Annotated in this window: 14 protein-coding genes; 8 read left to right on the plus strand and 6 right to left on the minus strand. The window is 39.6% G+C overall.

The window, feature by feature from the left end:
- Positions 1-91 precede the first annotated feature (91 nt).
- From AC1DO4_RS19255 to AC1DO4_RS19285, 7 genes are all read left to right on the plus strand, one after another.
- Complete coding sequence (locus AC1DO4_RS19255; protein ID WP_477418759.1) at positions 92-1720, plus strand: gliding motility protein RemB; 1629 nt, start codon at positions 92-94, stop codon at positions 1718-1720.
- A 69-nt stretch (positions 1721-1789) separates the two neighbouring features.
- The gene (locus AC1DO4_RS19260; protein WP_477418761.1) at positions 1790-2836 is read left to right on the plus strand and encodes a winged helix DNA-binding domain-containing protein; all 1047 of its coding nucleotides are present in this window, start codon (positions 1790-1792) and stop codon (positions 2834-2836) included.
- Between the two features lie 105 nt (positions 2837-2941).
- Complete coding sequence (locus AC1DO4_RS19265; protein WP_477418763.1) at positions 2942-3496, plus strand: carboxymuconolactone decarboxylase family protein; 555 nt, start codon at positions 2942-2944, stop codon at positions 3494-3496.
- A gap of 116 nt (positions 3497-3612) precedes the next feature.
- Positions 3613-4029, plus strand: a complete 417-nt coding sequence (locus AC1DO4_RS19270) for a nuclear transport factor 2 family protein (protein ID WP_477418765.1) — start codon at positions 3613-3615, stop codon at positions 4027-4029.
- Between the two features lie 11 nt (positions 4030-4040).
- Positions 4041-4658: a pyridoxamine 5'-phosphate oxidase family protein gene (locus AC1DO4_RS19275; protein ID WP_477418767.1), complete on the plus strand. Its 618-nt coding sequence runs from the start codon at positions 4041-4043 to the stop codon at positions 4656-4658.
- Positions 4655-5542 (plus strand): helix-turn-helix domain-containing protein, encoded by an 888-nt coding sequence (locus AC1DO4_RS19280; RefSeq protein ID WP_477418769.1) that lies wholly within the window; start codon positions 4655-4657, stop codon positions 5540-5542. The genes AC1DO4_RS19275 and AC1DO4_RS19280 overlap by 4 nt, the downstream gene beginning before the upstream one ends.
- A 57-nt stretch (positions 5543-5599) precedes the next feature.
- Positions 5600-6370, plus strand: a complete 771-nt coding sequence (locus tag AC1DO4_RS19285; protein WP_477418771.1) for a DNA-formamidopyrimidine glycosylase family protein — start codon at positions 5600-5602, stop codon at positions 6368-6370.
- A gap of 243 nt (positions 6371-6613) precedes the next feature.
- On the opposite strand, the gene AC1DO4_RS19290 is transcribed toward AC1DO4_RS19285, so the two are convergent.
- The 5 genes from AC1DO4_RS19290 to AC1DO4_RS19310 all read right to left on the minus strand — a co-directional run bounded on the left by AC1DO4_RS19290 (position 6614) and on the right by AC1DO4_RS19310 (position 11166).
- Positions 6614-7201 carry a hypothetical protein gene (locus AC1DO4_RS19290; protein ID WP_477418772.1) on the minus strand — a complete coding sequence of 196 codons (588 nt, stop codon included), beginning with the start codon at positions 7199-7201 and terminating at the stop codon, positions 6614-6616.
- A gap of 122 nt (positions 7202-7323) precedes the next feature.
- Positions 7324-7749, minus strand: coding sequence for a GNAT family N-acetyltransferase (locus tag AC1DO4_RS19295; RefSeq protein ID WP_477418774.1), 426 nt, complete (start codon positions 7747-7749; stop codon positions 7324-7326).
- Positions 7700-8227 carry a low affinity iron permease family protein gene (locus AC1DO4_RS19300; RefSeq protein WP_477418776.1) on the minus strand — a complete coding sequence of 176 codons (528 nt, stop codon included), beginning with the start codon at positions 8225-8227 and terminating at the stop codon, positions 7700-7702. The genes AC1DO4_RS19295 and AC1DO4_RS19300 overlap by 50 nt, the downstream gene beginning before the upstream one ends.
- 94 nt (positions 8228-8321) lie before the next feature.
- Positions 8322-9401: a class II fructose-bisphosphate aldolase gene (fbaA, locus tag AC1DO4_RS19305; RefSeq protein WP_477418778.1), complete on the minus strand. Its 1080-nt coding sequence runs from the start codon at positions 9399-9401 to the stop codon at positions 8322-8324.
- Between the two features lie 238 nt (positions 9402-9639).
- Positions 9640-11166 carry a lipase family protein gene (locus tag AC1DO4_RS19310; RefSeq protein WP_477418780.1) on the minus strand — a complete coding sequence of 509 codons (1527 nt, stop codon included), beginning with the start codon at positions 11164-11166 and terminating at the stop codon, positions 9640-9642.
- A gap of 302 nt (positions 11167-11468) precedes the next feature.
- On the opposite strand from AC1DO4_RS19310, the gene accD reads away from it, so the two are divergent.
- Complete coding sequence (gene accD / locus AC1DO4_RS19315) at positions 11469-12314, plus strand: acetyl-CoA carboxylase, carboxyltransferase subunit beta (RefSeq protein WP_477418782.1); 846 nt, start codon at positions 11469-11471, stop codon at positions 12312-12314.
- A gap of 74 nt (positions 12315-12388) precedes the next feature.
- Here the strand turns inward: accD and AC1DO4_RS19320 are convergent, their stop codons facing one another.
- The gene (locus tag AC1DO4_RS19320; protein ID WP_477418784.1) at positions 12389-12664 is read right to left on the minus strand and encodes a hypothetical protein; all 276 of its coding nucleotides are present in this window, start codon (positions 12662-12664) and stop codon (positions 12389-12391) included.
- Between the last annotated feature and the right edge of the window lie 628 nt (positions 12665-13292).

The following is a 13292-nucleotide window of genomic DNA, read 5'->3' on the forward strand; positions in this document are numbered from 1 at the left end:
TAAGAAAATGATAACGGAGTTTAGTCCTCATTCCAAAATCTGTTAGAAATGATATTTTTATCTTACAATAAATAATACTTATTTTGTCGCAATGCAAAAACTCTACTTCTTTACTTTCAGAAAAACATTTTTGTTGGCCGGGATCGTCGTGTTCTCGGTGCAATTGAGCATGGCTCAATCTACTTATTTGCCCAACTCTTACCAGCTTTATCAAAAGTTTAACGCCGATATTTATTCAACAAAAAGCGCATTTCATACTTCATTACGCCCGTTTTTAATTGATAGTTTAATTCAGCATACTTATGATTCGGTAATGAATGTGGGCGTAAGCAGTGATCGTAAGAGCTGGCTTGAACGTAAAATATTTAATGAACATCTGTTTGATGTTAAAAAGCCCGATTATACTTTTTACGGAGATGTTATACTCGACATGCAAGCCGGAAGAGACTTTACTGCAAAATACAATACAAATTTAAATACAAGAGGCTACCAGTTTGGTGGTACCATTGGCACCAAATTTTCATTTTATGCCAGTGCTTTTGAAGATCAGGCTAAGTTTCCTGGTTATTATAATGCTTTGGTTAATGAAAATCAATTTATACCGGGACAAGCATACTTAAGAAACTATCACGGTATAAAAAAAAATACAGCAGATTGGTCGTACGTTACAGCTATCTTATCTTATAATATAACCAAAAAACTAAATGTTACCTTAGGCGAGGATAAGATGTTTATTGGTGATGGATATCGTTCCTTATTACTTTCAGATTATGCTGCTAATATGCCCCTGGTAAGGCTTACTGCTAATATAGGCAAGCATGTTCAATACATGGCTGCCTGGGCTTATATTGAAGATATTAATCAAAAGAAATTCGATACGTTTGGCAGTAACCGCCGCAAATGGGCATTTTTTCATTACCTCGACTGGAACGTAAGCAATCGTGTTTCTTTTGGTTTCTTTAATGCTGTTATATCTCCCGAAACTGATGCAGCGGGAAACAGGCGTGGTTTTGATTTGAATTTTATTAATCCAATCGTATTTTCAAGCTCGTTAGGTCCATCCCGGCAACCAAAGGATAATACACTGATTGGATTTACCGGCAAGTATAAAATTCTTGATAAAACTGCTTTGTATGCCCAGTTATTATTAGACAGGTTTAAAGCCAGCGATTTCTTTTCTGGCAATAATGCCAATAATACCAATGGTGTACAGGTGGGTATCCGAGGAGCCGATCTGCTTGAGGTTAAACGCTTTAATTATATTTTCGAGTTTAATACGGTTAAACCTTATACTTACCAAAATACAAATTCCATTAGCAGCTACGCTTTTTATGGCGATCCGCTTGCGCATCCCTATGGTGCAAACTTCAGGGAAATTTTGGGTATCCTGAATTACTCTATTGGCAGGATAGACCTCCAGGGGCAGTTAAACTATGCCAAATATGGCCTTGATGCCACTACTGTTATCAACAATGGTAAAATTGTAACCAAGCCTTTTGTACCTGCAGATAATACCACCACAACCATAGGCCAGGGAATAAGTACCAATTTATATTATGCAGAAGGCACAGTGTCCTTCCTTATAAATCCTAAATACAACCTCCGTTTTGAACTAAGTGGTTTATACCGTAAAGAACATAATAGCTTAATTGACAACAAAACCACCCTGTTAACTTTTGGGTTAAGAAGTTCGTTCAGGAATTTGTATCACGATTTTTAGCAGGATTTGCAGTTTTCTGTTGTTGTAATTACTACGTGATATATTTACGCACTATCAGTTAACATCACCATGAAAGATGATCATTTAGCCGGTTTGCGCTTGTTTAACCAACACATCAGCAATCCGCACTTTAATGAGCCCGCGGATGTTGTAAAATATATGGTAGCCATGCAGGCCCAGGACTATGCCGGCGCCAAATGGGCTGTTGGTTTGAGAACGGAAAATGCGAATGAAGCTGTAATTGAAAAAGCCATAACCGAAGGCAAAATACTGCGTACCCACCTGCTTAGGCCCACATGGCACTTTGTTTCACCTGTTGATATTCGTTGGATACTTGCGCTCACCGCCCCCCGCATTAACGCTATTAATGCGGGTATGTACAAAAAGTTTGAGGTTAGTAATGCCATCTTCAATAAAACCAACGATATATTGATAAAGGCGATGCAGGGCAACAAACACCTTACCCGTGCCGAGATTACAGAAGCGTTAAACCATGCCGGGATTGCAACTGATGATTTGCGTTTAACTATACTCCTGATGCATGCAGAACTTGATGCTGTTATTTGCAGTGGTGGCCGGATTGGCAAACAATTTACCTATGCCCTGCTTGACGAACGGGCTCCGGCAACTCCAGGTTTAACACATGAAGAAGCATTAACCAGGCTGGCAGCCGGTTATTTTAACAGCCGCGGACCTGCAACGGTGCATGACTTTGCCAATTGGTCGGGACTTACCATTGCTGATGCGGATATAGGGTTACAAAATATAAAAGGGCAACTCATTAGCGAAGTTATTGCCGGTAAAATATATTGGATGCCTGGTAATACTGACATTATTGCTGTAAAACCCAAAGTTTATTTATTACCTGCCTTTGATGAGTTTGCCATTGCCTATAAACATAGAGACGCTTTAGTTAACCCCAGGTACTCAGTGCAGGCCAGGCATGTAATTTTTGATCCGGTAATTGTAGTTGATAACCAGGTTGCAGGCAACTGGAAACGAACCATTAAAGCCAATAGCATTGATATCAGCTTTAACCTGTATGGCAAGCTTAATAAGGCTCAGGCAAAGGCTGTGGAGATGGCTGCTAAAAGGTATTACAAATTCTTCTCATAAATCGCCGGGAAAATTGTCCATGTATTAACGAAATTCATCCATGTTACCGTAAAGCCGGGCTTTGCAAATTTGTATTGTCAATAACGACTAAAATAAATTACAAAAATGGCACGTTTAAAAGCATTAAGTCCTGAAGAAGCTACAGGCAAAACAAAAGAATTATTTAACGTTATACAAAGTAAATTGGGTGTGGTACCAAATATGATGCGTACCATGGGTAACTCACCTGCCTTGCTGGAAGGTTACCTTTACTTTAGCGGAGCATTGGCACACGGCAAACTTGGCGCAAAAACCGGCGAACTGCTGGCTATGGCCGTATCCGAAAAAAACAATTGTGATTACTGTTTATCTGCACATACTTATATCGGCGAAAAATTGGTGCATATTGATGCAGCTGCATTGACCGCGGCCCGTGGCGCGAACAGCCAGGACGCGAAAACAGCCGCTGCCTTAAAATTTGCAACTGTGCTAACCTCAAAGCAAGGCCTGGTTAATGATGCAGATGTGGAAGCCGTAAAAACTGCGGGCTTTACCGATGGCGAAATAGGCGAAATTGTTGGCCACGTGGCGTTAAATGTTTTGACCAACTATTTCAATAACACCGCCAAAACTGACATTGACTTTCCGATTGTAAATTCATATAACTCCGTTGAGGCATAATTAAGCAAACAAGAAAAAAAGATAGAACGAAAGGACAGAAAAAGACGGTTATATGATGTAGCTTTCTATAACTGTCCTTTATCTTTGGTCTTCACTCCTTACAAAATAAAAAAATCATGGAAAACAAACGCTATCCCCTGCCACCTTTTAATATGGAAACTGCCTTGCAAAAAGTACAGGCCGCAGAAGATGCCTGGAACACCCGTGACCCCGAAAAGGTAAGCCTTGCCTACACCATTGATACCGAATGGCGTAATCGTACCGATTTTATAAACGGACGTGAGGAGGTGAAAAAGTTTTTAAAAGGCAAGTGGGAAAAAGAGCTGGATTATAAGCTTAAAAAAGAACTTTGGGGCTTTCGCGAAAATCGTATGGCTGTAAGGTTTGAGTATGAATGGCATGACTATAACGGGCAATGGTACCGCAGTTATGGTAACGAGCTTTGGGAGTTTGATGAGCATGGCTACATGCAAAAACGTTATGCCAGCATTAACGATATGCCTATAGCCGAAGCCGACCGCAAATTGTTTTAAAACGATTTTATATGAATTACCCACAAATTGCCTTTACAGGCGCTGTTAAAGATTTCCAGGAACGCTACGGCAGCCGGGCCAGTTATAACCGCCAGGAGGAATTTAAATATACCGATGGCCTTACCGAAAGCGAAGAAGATTTTATAGCTCACCAGGATAACTTTTATATGGCAACCATAAGCGAAAGTGGTTATCCTTATATCCAGTTTAGGGGCGGGCCTAAAGGATTTTTGAAAGTCCTGGATCATGAAACTTTAGGTTTTATTGATTTTGGCGGTAACAGACAATATATCTCGGCAGGAAATTTAGCTACCCATAACAAGGTGGCTTTGTTTCTCCTGAATCAGGCTGCCAAAGCCCGTTTAAAGATATTTGCCGAAGCAAGTATTTTAAGTATTGAAGGCAATGCCGAATTATATGACAAGCTTAACCTGGACGATTATAAATTTAAACCCGAGAGGATTATCCTGCTAAAAGTTAAGGCGTATGACTGGAACTGCCCGCAGCATATTACGCCAAGGTATACATTGGAGGAGATACAGGATGAGTTTATGGCCCAGCATGAGTATATTAATAAACTACGAACAGAGAACGCCGAACTTAAAGCCCAATTAGCATTACATAAATGACCGATACGCAAAATACATTTATACTTGTTGATCCTGTAAGCGGTAACCTTGCGTTTAAATTATTTTTATTTGAGAATAACAGTTATTTCGATCATTTACAACGAAATAATTATTTTTCGGTTATCTGGATAAAAGAAGGCTCTGGTAAGTTAAAATCAGATTTTTCGGAATATGATTTTGAGGAGAATACGCTCCTGGCATTTACTCCATATCAGCCGTTTATGTTATCTACAAACCAACCGATAAGCGGGGTCGCTATCCAGTTTCACCCCGATTTTTTTTGTATCCATAAACATCACAAAGAGGTATCATGCAGCGGTATTTTGTTTGATAATATTTATCATCCGCCTTATGTCAGGATCGATTCAGTTAGCGCGGCTACATTTAATATAGTTATTAATCAGATAAGGGCCGAAATGCAAAATAAGGGCTTAGCCCAATTTGAGATCCTTGTTTCGTACCTCAAAATTTTCCTGATTACGGCATCCCGCTTAAAAGCCGAACAGCAGGAGTTGAATCGGCATCCGGATGATGTTAATAAGGAGCCCTTTATACTGCAGAATTTGCAGGAGGCCATCGAAGTACATTATAAAACCAAACATAGCGCAAGTAATTATGCCGACATGCTAAATATTTCGGCAAAAGCACTGGCCCGGATCACAAAAACCCATTTTAACAAAACAATCAGCAACCTGATAGCCGAACGTATCATCATTGAGGCCAAGCGTGAACTGTACTTAACCAATAAGCCTATAAAAGAGATTGCATGGGAATTGGGTTACAATGATGAATATTATTTCAGTCGTTTTTTTAAAACCAATGCCGATGTTTCACCCCAGATGTATAGAGATACAGTAGGTTTTGGCAGGGCGAGTGGAGATTAGCCTGTAAACTAAAACTTATCCGTTTATATTTGGTTAAAAATTAAAATCATTAATGCCATGCCCGAATTACCAGATCTCCAGGCATTCAGCCATAACCTCAATAAAAAACTTGCCGGCAAAACCGTTAAGGAAGTGGTTATTGTTAATGCTAAAAAACTGAATGTTAGCCATAAAGAGCTTAAGGATACGCTTGAAGGCCAAACGCTGGATAAAGTTTACCGCGAAGGAAAAGAACTTTACTTTAAATTCAGCAAAGGAGATATCCTGGCGTTGCACCTGATGCTTCATGGCAAGCTGTTTTTGTTTGAAGGCAGGAACGAAAATAAATACCCTATTATCGAACTGCATTTTAATGACGATACCGGCCTGGTGCTTACCGATTTCCAGGGCATAGCTAACCCCACTTTAAATCCCGAAGAGAAGGAAGCGCCGGATGCTATGGATATTAATGCTGATTTTTTGAAAACCCGGCTGGCCAAAACGAAAACCAATATTAAAACGGTGTTGCTTGATCAAAAGATTATCCGCGGTATTGGTAATGCATATGCCGACGAGATTCTTTGGCATGCCGGGATCTCCCCTTTTTCGGTAAGTAATAAAATACCCGAAGATAAACTAAGTGATTTGACCAGGTCAATCGACTCGGTTTTAAAGGAAGCCGAAAAGTCAATCCTTAAATCAAATCCTGATATCATTAACGGCGAGGTACGGGATTTTATGCTCATCCACAACTCCAGGAAAACCCATAGCCCTAAAGGTGCCGGGATAAAAATAAAGGAAGGCTCAAGGAAGACCTATTATACTGACGAACAGGAATTGTTTGAGTAAGTATGAAGGACAGTTAGTGTAAAACGTGATGAGTAGTTATAAAACCCAACAGATTTTGAAGGTGAAAATGATGTTGCTAAAAGGGCTGTCATGCTGAGCCTGTCGAAGCATAGCGGGCAAAGGCCTCTCCGCACGAGTCTTCGACAGGCTCAGACTGACAGGCCTTTACACCTTGAAAATAGAATACGTCATAGTTAACCTGCTTCGGTACCCCTTACGCAAGGTGTGCAGCATGCCGGCATTTTACTTCAGCTTCTTCACCAGCACATTAAAATCGGCCCCAACTATCGGCACTTTTTTCCATTTAGCGCCGTTTGCGTCTTTATGAAATGTTCCACCATTAAACAAGCCACAGGCAAAACTAATCTCGGACCCCGGTTTGGTAGTTAAAAATTCTACAGAAACTAAAATATCGCCCCTAACATCAATTTTGTATGGAGACAGGTCAACACTTACCAATTGATGCTTTTCTGTATCATGTTTTTTAATGAGGCCTTTTATTTCGGTATTAACCAGGTTGGTATCCAACGGGAATTTACCATCCATTTGGTATACATTCACCTTAAAAGCAATGCTGTCGCTTGCATAGCTATCAGCATGAAAATTGAGCTTAAGCAATTGTACCGGTTTACGGCCAGCACTCATCCTGATACCTACCTGCGCACCTTTTACAGCAGAATAGGAATTATTTGCCGAGCCTTCACGTGCTTTATTACCGATAGTTTTGGTTTTATCCTGCGCAAAACCGCCCAAAACCAGCAGGCAAAGTAAACAGGTAAACAGGATATTTAAATTTGATTGTTTTGAGGAATTGTAAAATTGAATTTTCATAGTATATAGCATAATAATTTAACCTCAAGACGATGCCCGGTTGAAATTGGTTGCAAGGCAAAATCAAAAGTTTGATTTTAATTATTATGCTATATGCGCAGCTATAAATTCAATACAAAATATTATTTCCTTATCATTTTGTAATGCCTGATCCCGGCTTCTTCAAATTCGGGTCCGGTAGTTTCAAAGCCAAATTTTGTATAAAGTGATACAGCCTGTACCTGGGCGTGCAGGTAAACATAAGCGGCATCAGGAGGCAAATCATCCAGCACAGCCTGGACGAGGGCCTGCCCTACTCCAAATCCCCTGAATTTTTGTAGTACGGCAAAACGCTCCAGTTTATAACCCTTATCGGTTTTTCTCCAACGGCATGCACCCGCGGCATCGCCATCAACAGTAGCTAAAAAATGGTTCGATTCATCTTCAAACTCCCACTCCAGTTCGGGAGGGCAATTTTGTTCAACTACAAAAACTTCCCGGCGTACGGCAAATACCTTGTCAAGATCGGCTTGCTCCGTTACTTTTTCTACTTTTAAGTTTGCGTGCATTTGTATAATGCGGTTTTGTTTTAAGTATACTTAATTTAGTGATATGGTTTTCTTCGGCAGCATCAATTGAATGCGTACAGGTAATATCATGTTCCTGCTGTGCCAGGCTGGCTAACTGTGCGTAAAACTTGTGCAGATGATCAAGCTCAACCTCAGTAAGGTTTTCAACATCAACCATCCGGTTACTTGCTCCCTGGTGCGAGGCCAGCAGTTCATTCAGCTTTAAATGTATAGCTTTTGAATCTTTATTCTGTGATTTTTGTATCAAAAAAACCATCAGGAAGGTAACTATAGTGGTGCCGGTATTGATGATGAGTTGCCAGGTATCCGAGTATTTAAATATCGGACCTGTTATACCCCATACAATAATTATAGTAATGGCAGTTAAAAATGCTGCCGAACTACCCGTAGCGATAGTTGCCCAATTGGCAAACCTTTCAAATAAATTCTTTTTCTCTTTAGCGATCTTTGCCATCATAAACAGGTTTTTAAGTTTTGGGGATCACTTTGTATAATGCAACAAAGCGCCAGTACAACAAATGTACAGGCGCTTTGTTAATTTTTAATGAATATTATAATTTGCTCGTCGCGTCGATGCAATTAAGATCTTCGAAAGCTGCTGCAAGCCTTTTAACAAAGTTCTCTTCGCCTTTACGCAACCAAACGCGTGGATCGTAATATTTTTTGTTTGGAGAATCTTCACCTTCGGGGCTGCCTATTTGCGATTGCAGGTAACCTTCTTTTGATTTGTAGTAATCTTTAATACCTTCCCAATAAGCCCATTGCATATCGGTATCAATGTTCATTTTTACTGCACCGTATGAAATAGCTTCGCGGATCTCTTCCTGGCTTGAACCACTACCACCGTGGAATACAAAGTTGATAGGTTTATCGTCGGTTAAATTAAATTTTTCCTTTACATATTCCTGTGAGTTATGCAAAATAACCGGTTGTAGTTTAACATTACCAGGTTTGTAAACACCATGTACGTTACCAAAGGCAGCCGCCACTGTAAAACGCGGACTAACCTTTAAAAGGTGCTCATATGAATAAGAAACCTCTTCTGGCTGAGTGTATAAACGTGAGCTGTCAACATCAGAGTTGTCAACGCCGTCTTCCTCACCACCTGTTACACCTAATTCAATCTCCAGTGTCATACCCATTTTAGCCATACGCTCCAGGTATTTGGCACTAATCTCGATGTTTTCTTCCAAAGGCTCTTCAGAAAGATCAAGCATGTGAGATGAGAAAAGAGGCTTACCTGTTTCTGCAAAGAATTTTTCACCATGCTCTAATAAACCGTCAATCCATGGTAATAACTTTTTAGCAGCATGGTCTGTATGTAAAATAACAGCTACACCATAATGCTCTGCCAGTAAGTGAACGTGCTTTGCAGCAGATACACCACCTAAAATACAGGCTTGCAACTTTGAATTATCTAATGATTTGCCGGCATAAAATTGTGCACCGCCATTTGATAGCTGAATAATAACAGGAGAATTTACCAGCTTAGCTGTTTCCATAACTGCATTAATGGTATTTGTACCAATAACGTTTACTGCCGGTAAAGCAAACTGATGCTTTTTAGCTGCTTCAAATAGTTCCTGCACCTGATCGCCGTGCAGAACACCTTTATAATTTTTTAAATCCATGAGCTTTTATTTGGGCCTCGAAGTTATAAAATTTCTTTGTTTTTGATAAGAAATCTTGTTATTAATCATTGAATACTACCATTTTGTTCGGCAAAACTGGTAAAGTATATTAAAACGGTAGTAAAAATGGAATTTAAAAACCAAAAAGGCTTAATTTAATAAAAATTATACCCCTTTGTTGTAAATTCAATATAAAATAAAGTTTTTAAAGAATTGTTAATAATTGATCAGCAGCCAATTATTCTGCAACCTCAAAACCAGGGTCAATGTCACTGAAATCCTTATCCACCGGCATTGGGCCCGCATGAGGAATTAACCWGAATACCTCTTTACTCACAACGCGTTGCAGGCAAATGTCTATAAGCGTAGTACTATTAGGTTTAATTACATTTTTAAAAAATTCGTTATCAGCTTTTATTTTAAAAGGTACATACCGTACAAAACCATTATCAGGGCGCGGATTAACCAATATACCCAACTTATCTACCCCTTTTTGCTCGGCACGTATTTCATGGCCATCATCATTAACAGGTGCAGAATAGTTCATAACATCGTAATTTACAAAATACGTTACCGTTTCTGGCGACAGCCTGTTTTGTTGCCTGTCTACAAAAAAACCTTCGGGTAAGTGATTGGGATTATCATCGTCGCCGGCAGTAAAAACAAGATCATAATCTTTTATAGCATAATCTTCAGAATCGTGAATCCGAAAGATTACCATCGAAAACCTGTCATGAATAAAATATCTTTTGAAAAGTGCAAAAGGCCCGCTTTCTACCTTCTCTACCAATTCTTTAGACTGCACTGCTAAAGTTGCTGCATTAAAGGTTTGTATTAAAGCATTGTAATCATCAGTATTTTTAACGGCAATACAACTTAGTATGGCATCTATTAATTCGGCGGTTTCAACCGTATCGCCTACAGGAGTAGCTTTGGGGCTTGCCATGATCCCCATAGTTGTGCCCGAATGGGATTTTTGAGGCACTATCCTGAAAGCTGATTGAGGGGCCGCTTTATATTCAACAATCATCTCCTGTGTAACATATTCGCCGCCTGTAAATGTAATAGCTCCTTGCTTTACACTTACATAATTAGCATTTAAATTGGCTGCCGCAGATCTTACTACCCCATCAGAACCCAATTCGCCGGTGTATGAATTGAGGTTATCATAAAATTCCCTGTCTATGGATTGCCCGATTATAGCAAAAGGGAAAAAACCTTTTTCGCTTATTTCTCCTCCCTCGCCCCTGATCCATTTTCTATTAAGCTCCCATGACTTGTTGCTGCCAAGCTCAAGCCAGTTAAGTACTCCCTGCCCGGGCTCCACTCCTTCAAACCATGATTTTAACCGGCTTATTTTACCCTTGCCCAGCTGCGCCAGGGCCGAGCCGAAGTTGGCGGGCGCCAGCATGATCAAATGACTCATCGGGCAAGTTAGTGTGCCTTTTTTATTATAATAGGTATCCCACCATTCCCTTACCACCGGCCCGCCGGTTGAGTGTGTAATGCAAACAAACCGGTTATTGTTGGCTAATTCCTCTACCAGCTGTTCATTAACGGCGGTTTCAAATGCCCTGGCGATATCATGAAGCTGAACTTCATCATGAAAACTGATGTATTGCCCAAGATAAATATCTTTAACTATTGCATTTGCGTCTATTTTTTTTGCTTCAGCCTGCAAACGTATCGGAAGGCTTCCGTACGTATCAAGATTGGTAACGCTCCAGCCATGAACAAAAACAAGTACCAGATTATCGGTAGCCATATAATTAAGGATTTAGGTTAATTTAGGTATAATATTAGTAGTTAAAAACGGTAATTTAAATACTTTAATTAATTATTTCTATACTATTGTTAGTCAATTTTAAAAAACTGTTTAAGGGTAAGTCATTATAGTTTGGTATGGCTATTAGGTGCAATCCCTGGTAGCTTTGAATGCTTTTTTTATCATATTGATCGGCCTGATTGTTTATTAATTATTTTTATGAATTTATTAGCATTTCATTTTTGAACTGTTTCTAATATTTTTCGTTTCTTTGCAGTCAATTGAAAGAGTTAGATATAGATATGGCGTGGTTTAAACGAGAGTTGAAAGGGATAATTACGACTACTGAGGAAAAGAAAGAAACCCCTGATGGTATCTGGAATAAATGCCCCAATTGTAAAAAACCCTTGCATTATTCTGAGCAGGTTGAAAATCAATATGTTTGCCATTACTGTGGCTTTCACCTTCGCATAGGTTCAAAAGAATACTTTTCGGTTCTGTTTGATAATAATGAGTTTACAGAACTTTTTGAAAATCTTACATCCGGCGATCCCCTGCACTTTGAGGATACTAAAAAATATACAGAAAGGCTTACCGAAACCCAGTTCAAAACGGGCTTAAAAGATGCCATACGTGCCGGTGTAGGTAAAATTGACGGACAGGACATTGTAATTGCCTGTATGGATTTTAACTTTATTGGTGGTTCGATGGGGTCTGTTGTGGGTGAAAAGATTGCCCGCTCCATTGATTATAGTATTGCGCACAAAATCCCATTCCTGATGATCTCAAAATCCGGTGGTGCAAGGATGATGGAAGCCGCGTTTTCACTAATGCAGATGGCTAAAACATCAGCTAAGCTGGCTTTATTATCAATAGCTAAAATCCCTTATATATCTTTACTTACCGACCCTACAACCGGCGGTGTAACAGCTTCTTACGCTATGCTTGGCGATATTAACATAGCCGAACCAGGTGCGCTGATTGGCTTTGCCGGCCCGAGAGTTATTAAAGAAACCATCAAGAAAGATTTGCCTAAAGGCTTCCAGACTGCCGAATTTGTTCAGGAACATGGTTTTCTTGATTTTATAGTCGACAGAAGGGAAATGAAGGAAAAATTAGCTTCGTTTTTGAAAATGATGAAAAATTAGTTTTCTTCAATACAATATAAACAACAAAGGCTACCCATTTTAGGTAGCCTTTGTTGTTTATTAAAAGCAGCGAGCTATTTTGTTATCGAACCGCTTTGTGCGCCGGCTCCCGGTATATCGCGATCAGGAAGATCAGCAAAGCTGCCATCTTCGTGCAAAACCTTTAAATTTTTTCTATTGGGGCCGTACTTTTCAAGATTATTTTTACTTTGATTAATCCCCATGTCAACATTCCGGTTGCTTCCCGTCATCCCCATACTGTTACCCTGATTTCTACCAGGTGTTCCATAATTGTTCATGATCTTGTCCTCCTCTATATTTTGGTTTAAAATATTAGCTGTACTAAACATTGCTGTAGTACCCGGGGTTCATGACCATGGCATTTAGTCGTTGGTAAGTCAGGGCGTCCTGATCATATGCGAGGTTTCAGTTCGTCGTCATAAACCTTTACACTAATTTAACTCTTTATTATCCAATTTATTATAAAAAAAGCGCATTCGGCTTTTGACCTGGTAAGGTATTTTATTATTCCGGGTGTAGCGTTTCAATCATGGGCTTTACAAACAGGGAAATCGCTTTTTAATTATTTAAGGGTCAAACGCCAGAAAAAGCTATTAAATGAACCTGTTTGGCACAGAATTGGCAAATAGCGATGGCATAAGTGTTCGGAAGATTCGTCGTCTCTTACAATAAGAGCCTTCGGCTCGATACATCTTGTAACAACGGGTTTCAACCCGTTGAGAACTAATGCCATACAAACAGAGTGCCGTAGGCACGATGCATATCGATCTTAGTAAGTATTTACCATTTTGGATGGATTTATATGGGCCGAACCTATGGTTCTTTTTTTTTGCTTTTTATAGCCAACGGATTAAAATCCGTTGTTACAATATAGGTCGAGGCTACGCCTCTGGTAATTTTTTTAGCGTTGTGGGCAATGAAAATGAAGGATTATAAATCTTTCGAACACTTATGGTT

This window comes from Mucilaginibacter sp. P5_A6 (assembly GCF_056400585.1).

What these genes read in the sequence shown, in the direction of transcription:
- AC1DO4_RS19255 (WP_477418759.1), top strand. Translation starts at nt 92, where the DNA reads ATGCAAAAACTCTACTTCTTTACTTTCAGAAAAACATTTTTGTTGGCC.
- AC1DO4_RS19295 (WP_477418774.1), bottom strand. Translation starts at nt 7,749, where the DNA reads ATGCACGCAAACTTAAAAGTAGAAAAAGTAACGGAGCAAGCCGATCTT.
- AC1DO4_RS19265 (WP_477418763.1), top strand. Translation starts at nt 2,942, where the DNA reads ATGGCACGTTTAAAAGCATTAAGTCCTGAAGAAGCTACAGGCAAAACA.
- accD (WP_477418782.1), top strand. Translation starts at nt 11,469, where the DNA reads ATGGCGTGGTTTAAACGAGAGTTGAAAGGGATAATTACGACTACTGAG.
- AC1DO4_RS19280 (WP_477418769.1), top strand. Translation starts at nt 4,655, where the DNA reads ATGACCGATACGCAAAATACATTTATACTTGTTGATCCTGTAAGCGGT.
- AC1DO4_RS19290 (WP_477418772.1), bottom strand. Translation starts at nt 7,201, where the DNA reads ATGAAAATTCAATTTTACAATTCCTCAAAACAATCAAATTTAAATATC.
- AC1DO4_RS19275 (WP_477418767.1), top strand. Translation starts at nt 4,041, where the DNA reads ATGAATTACCCACAAATTGCCTTTACAGGCGCTGTTAAAGATTTCCAG.
- AC1DO4_RS19270 (WP_477418765.1), top strand. Translation starts at nt 3,613, where the DNA reads ATGGAAAACAAACGCTATCCCCTGCCACCTTTTAATATGGAAACTGCC.
- AC1DO4_RS19285 (WP_477418771.1), top strand. Translation starts at nt 5,600, where the DNA reads ATGCCCGAATTACCAGATCTCCAGGCATTCAGCCATAACCTCAATAAA.
- fbaA (WP_477418778.1), bottom strand. Translation starts at nt 9,401, where the DNA reads ATGGATTTAAAAAATTATAAAGGTGTTCTGCACGGCGATCAGGTGCAG.
- AC1DO4_RS19320 (WP_477418784.1), bottom strand. Translation starts at nt 12,664, where the DNA reads ATGTTTAGTACAGCTAATATTTTAAACCAAAATATAGAGGAGGACAAG.
- AC1DO4_RS19260 (WP_477418761.1), top strand. Translation starts at nt 1,790, where the DNA reads ATGAAAGATGATCATTTAGCCGGTTTGCGCTTGTTTAACCAACACATC.
- AC1DO4_RS19300 (WP_477418776.1), bottom strand. Translation starts at nt 8,227, where the DNA reads ATGATGGCAAAGATCGCTAAAGAGAAAAAGAATTTATTTGAAAGGTTT.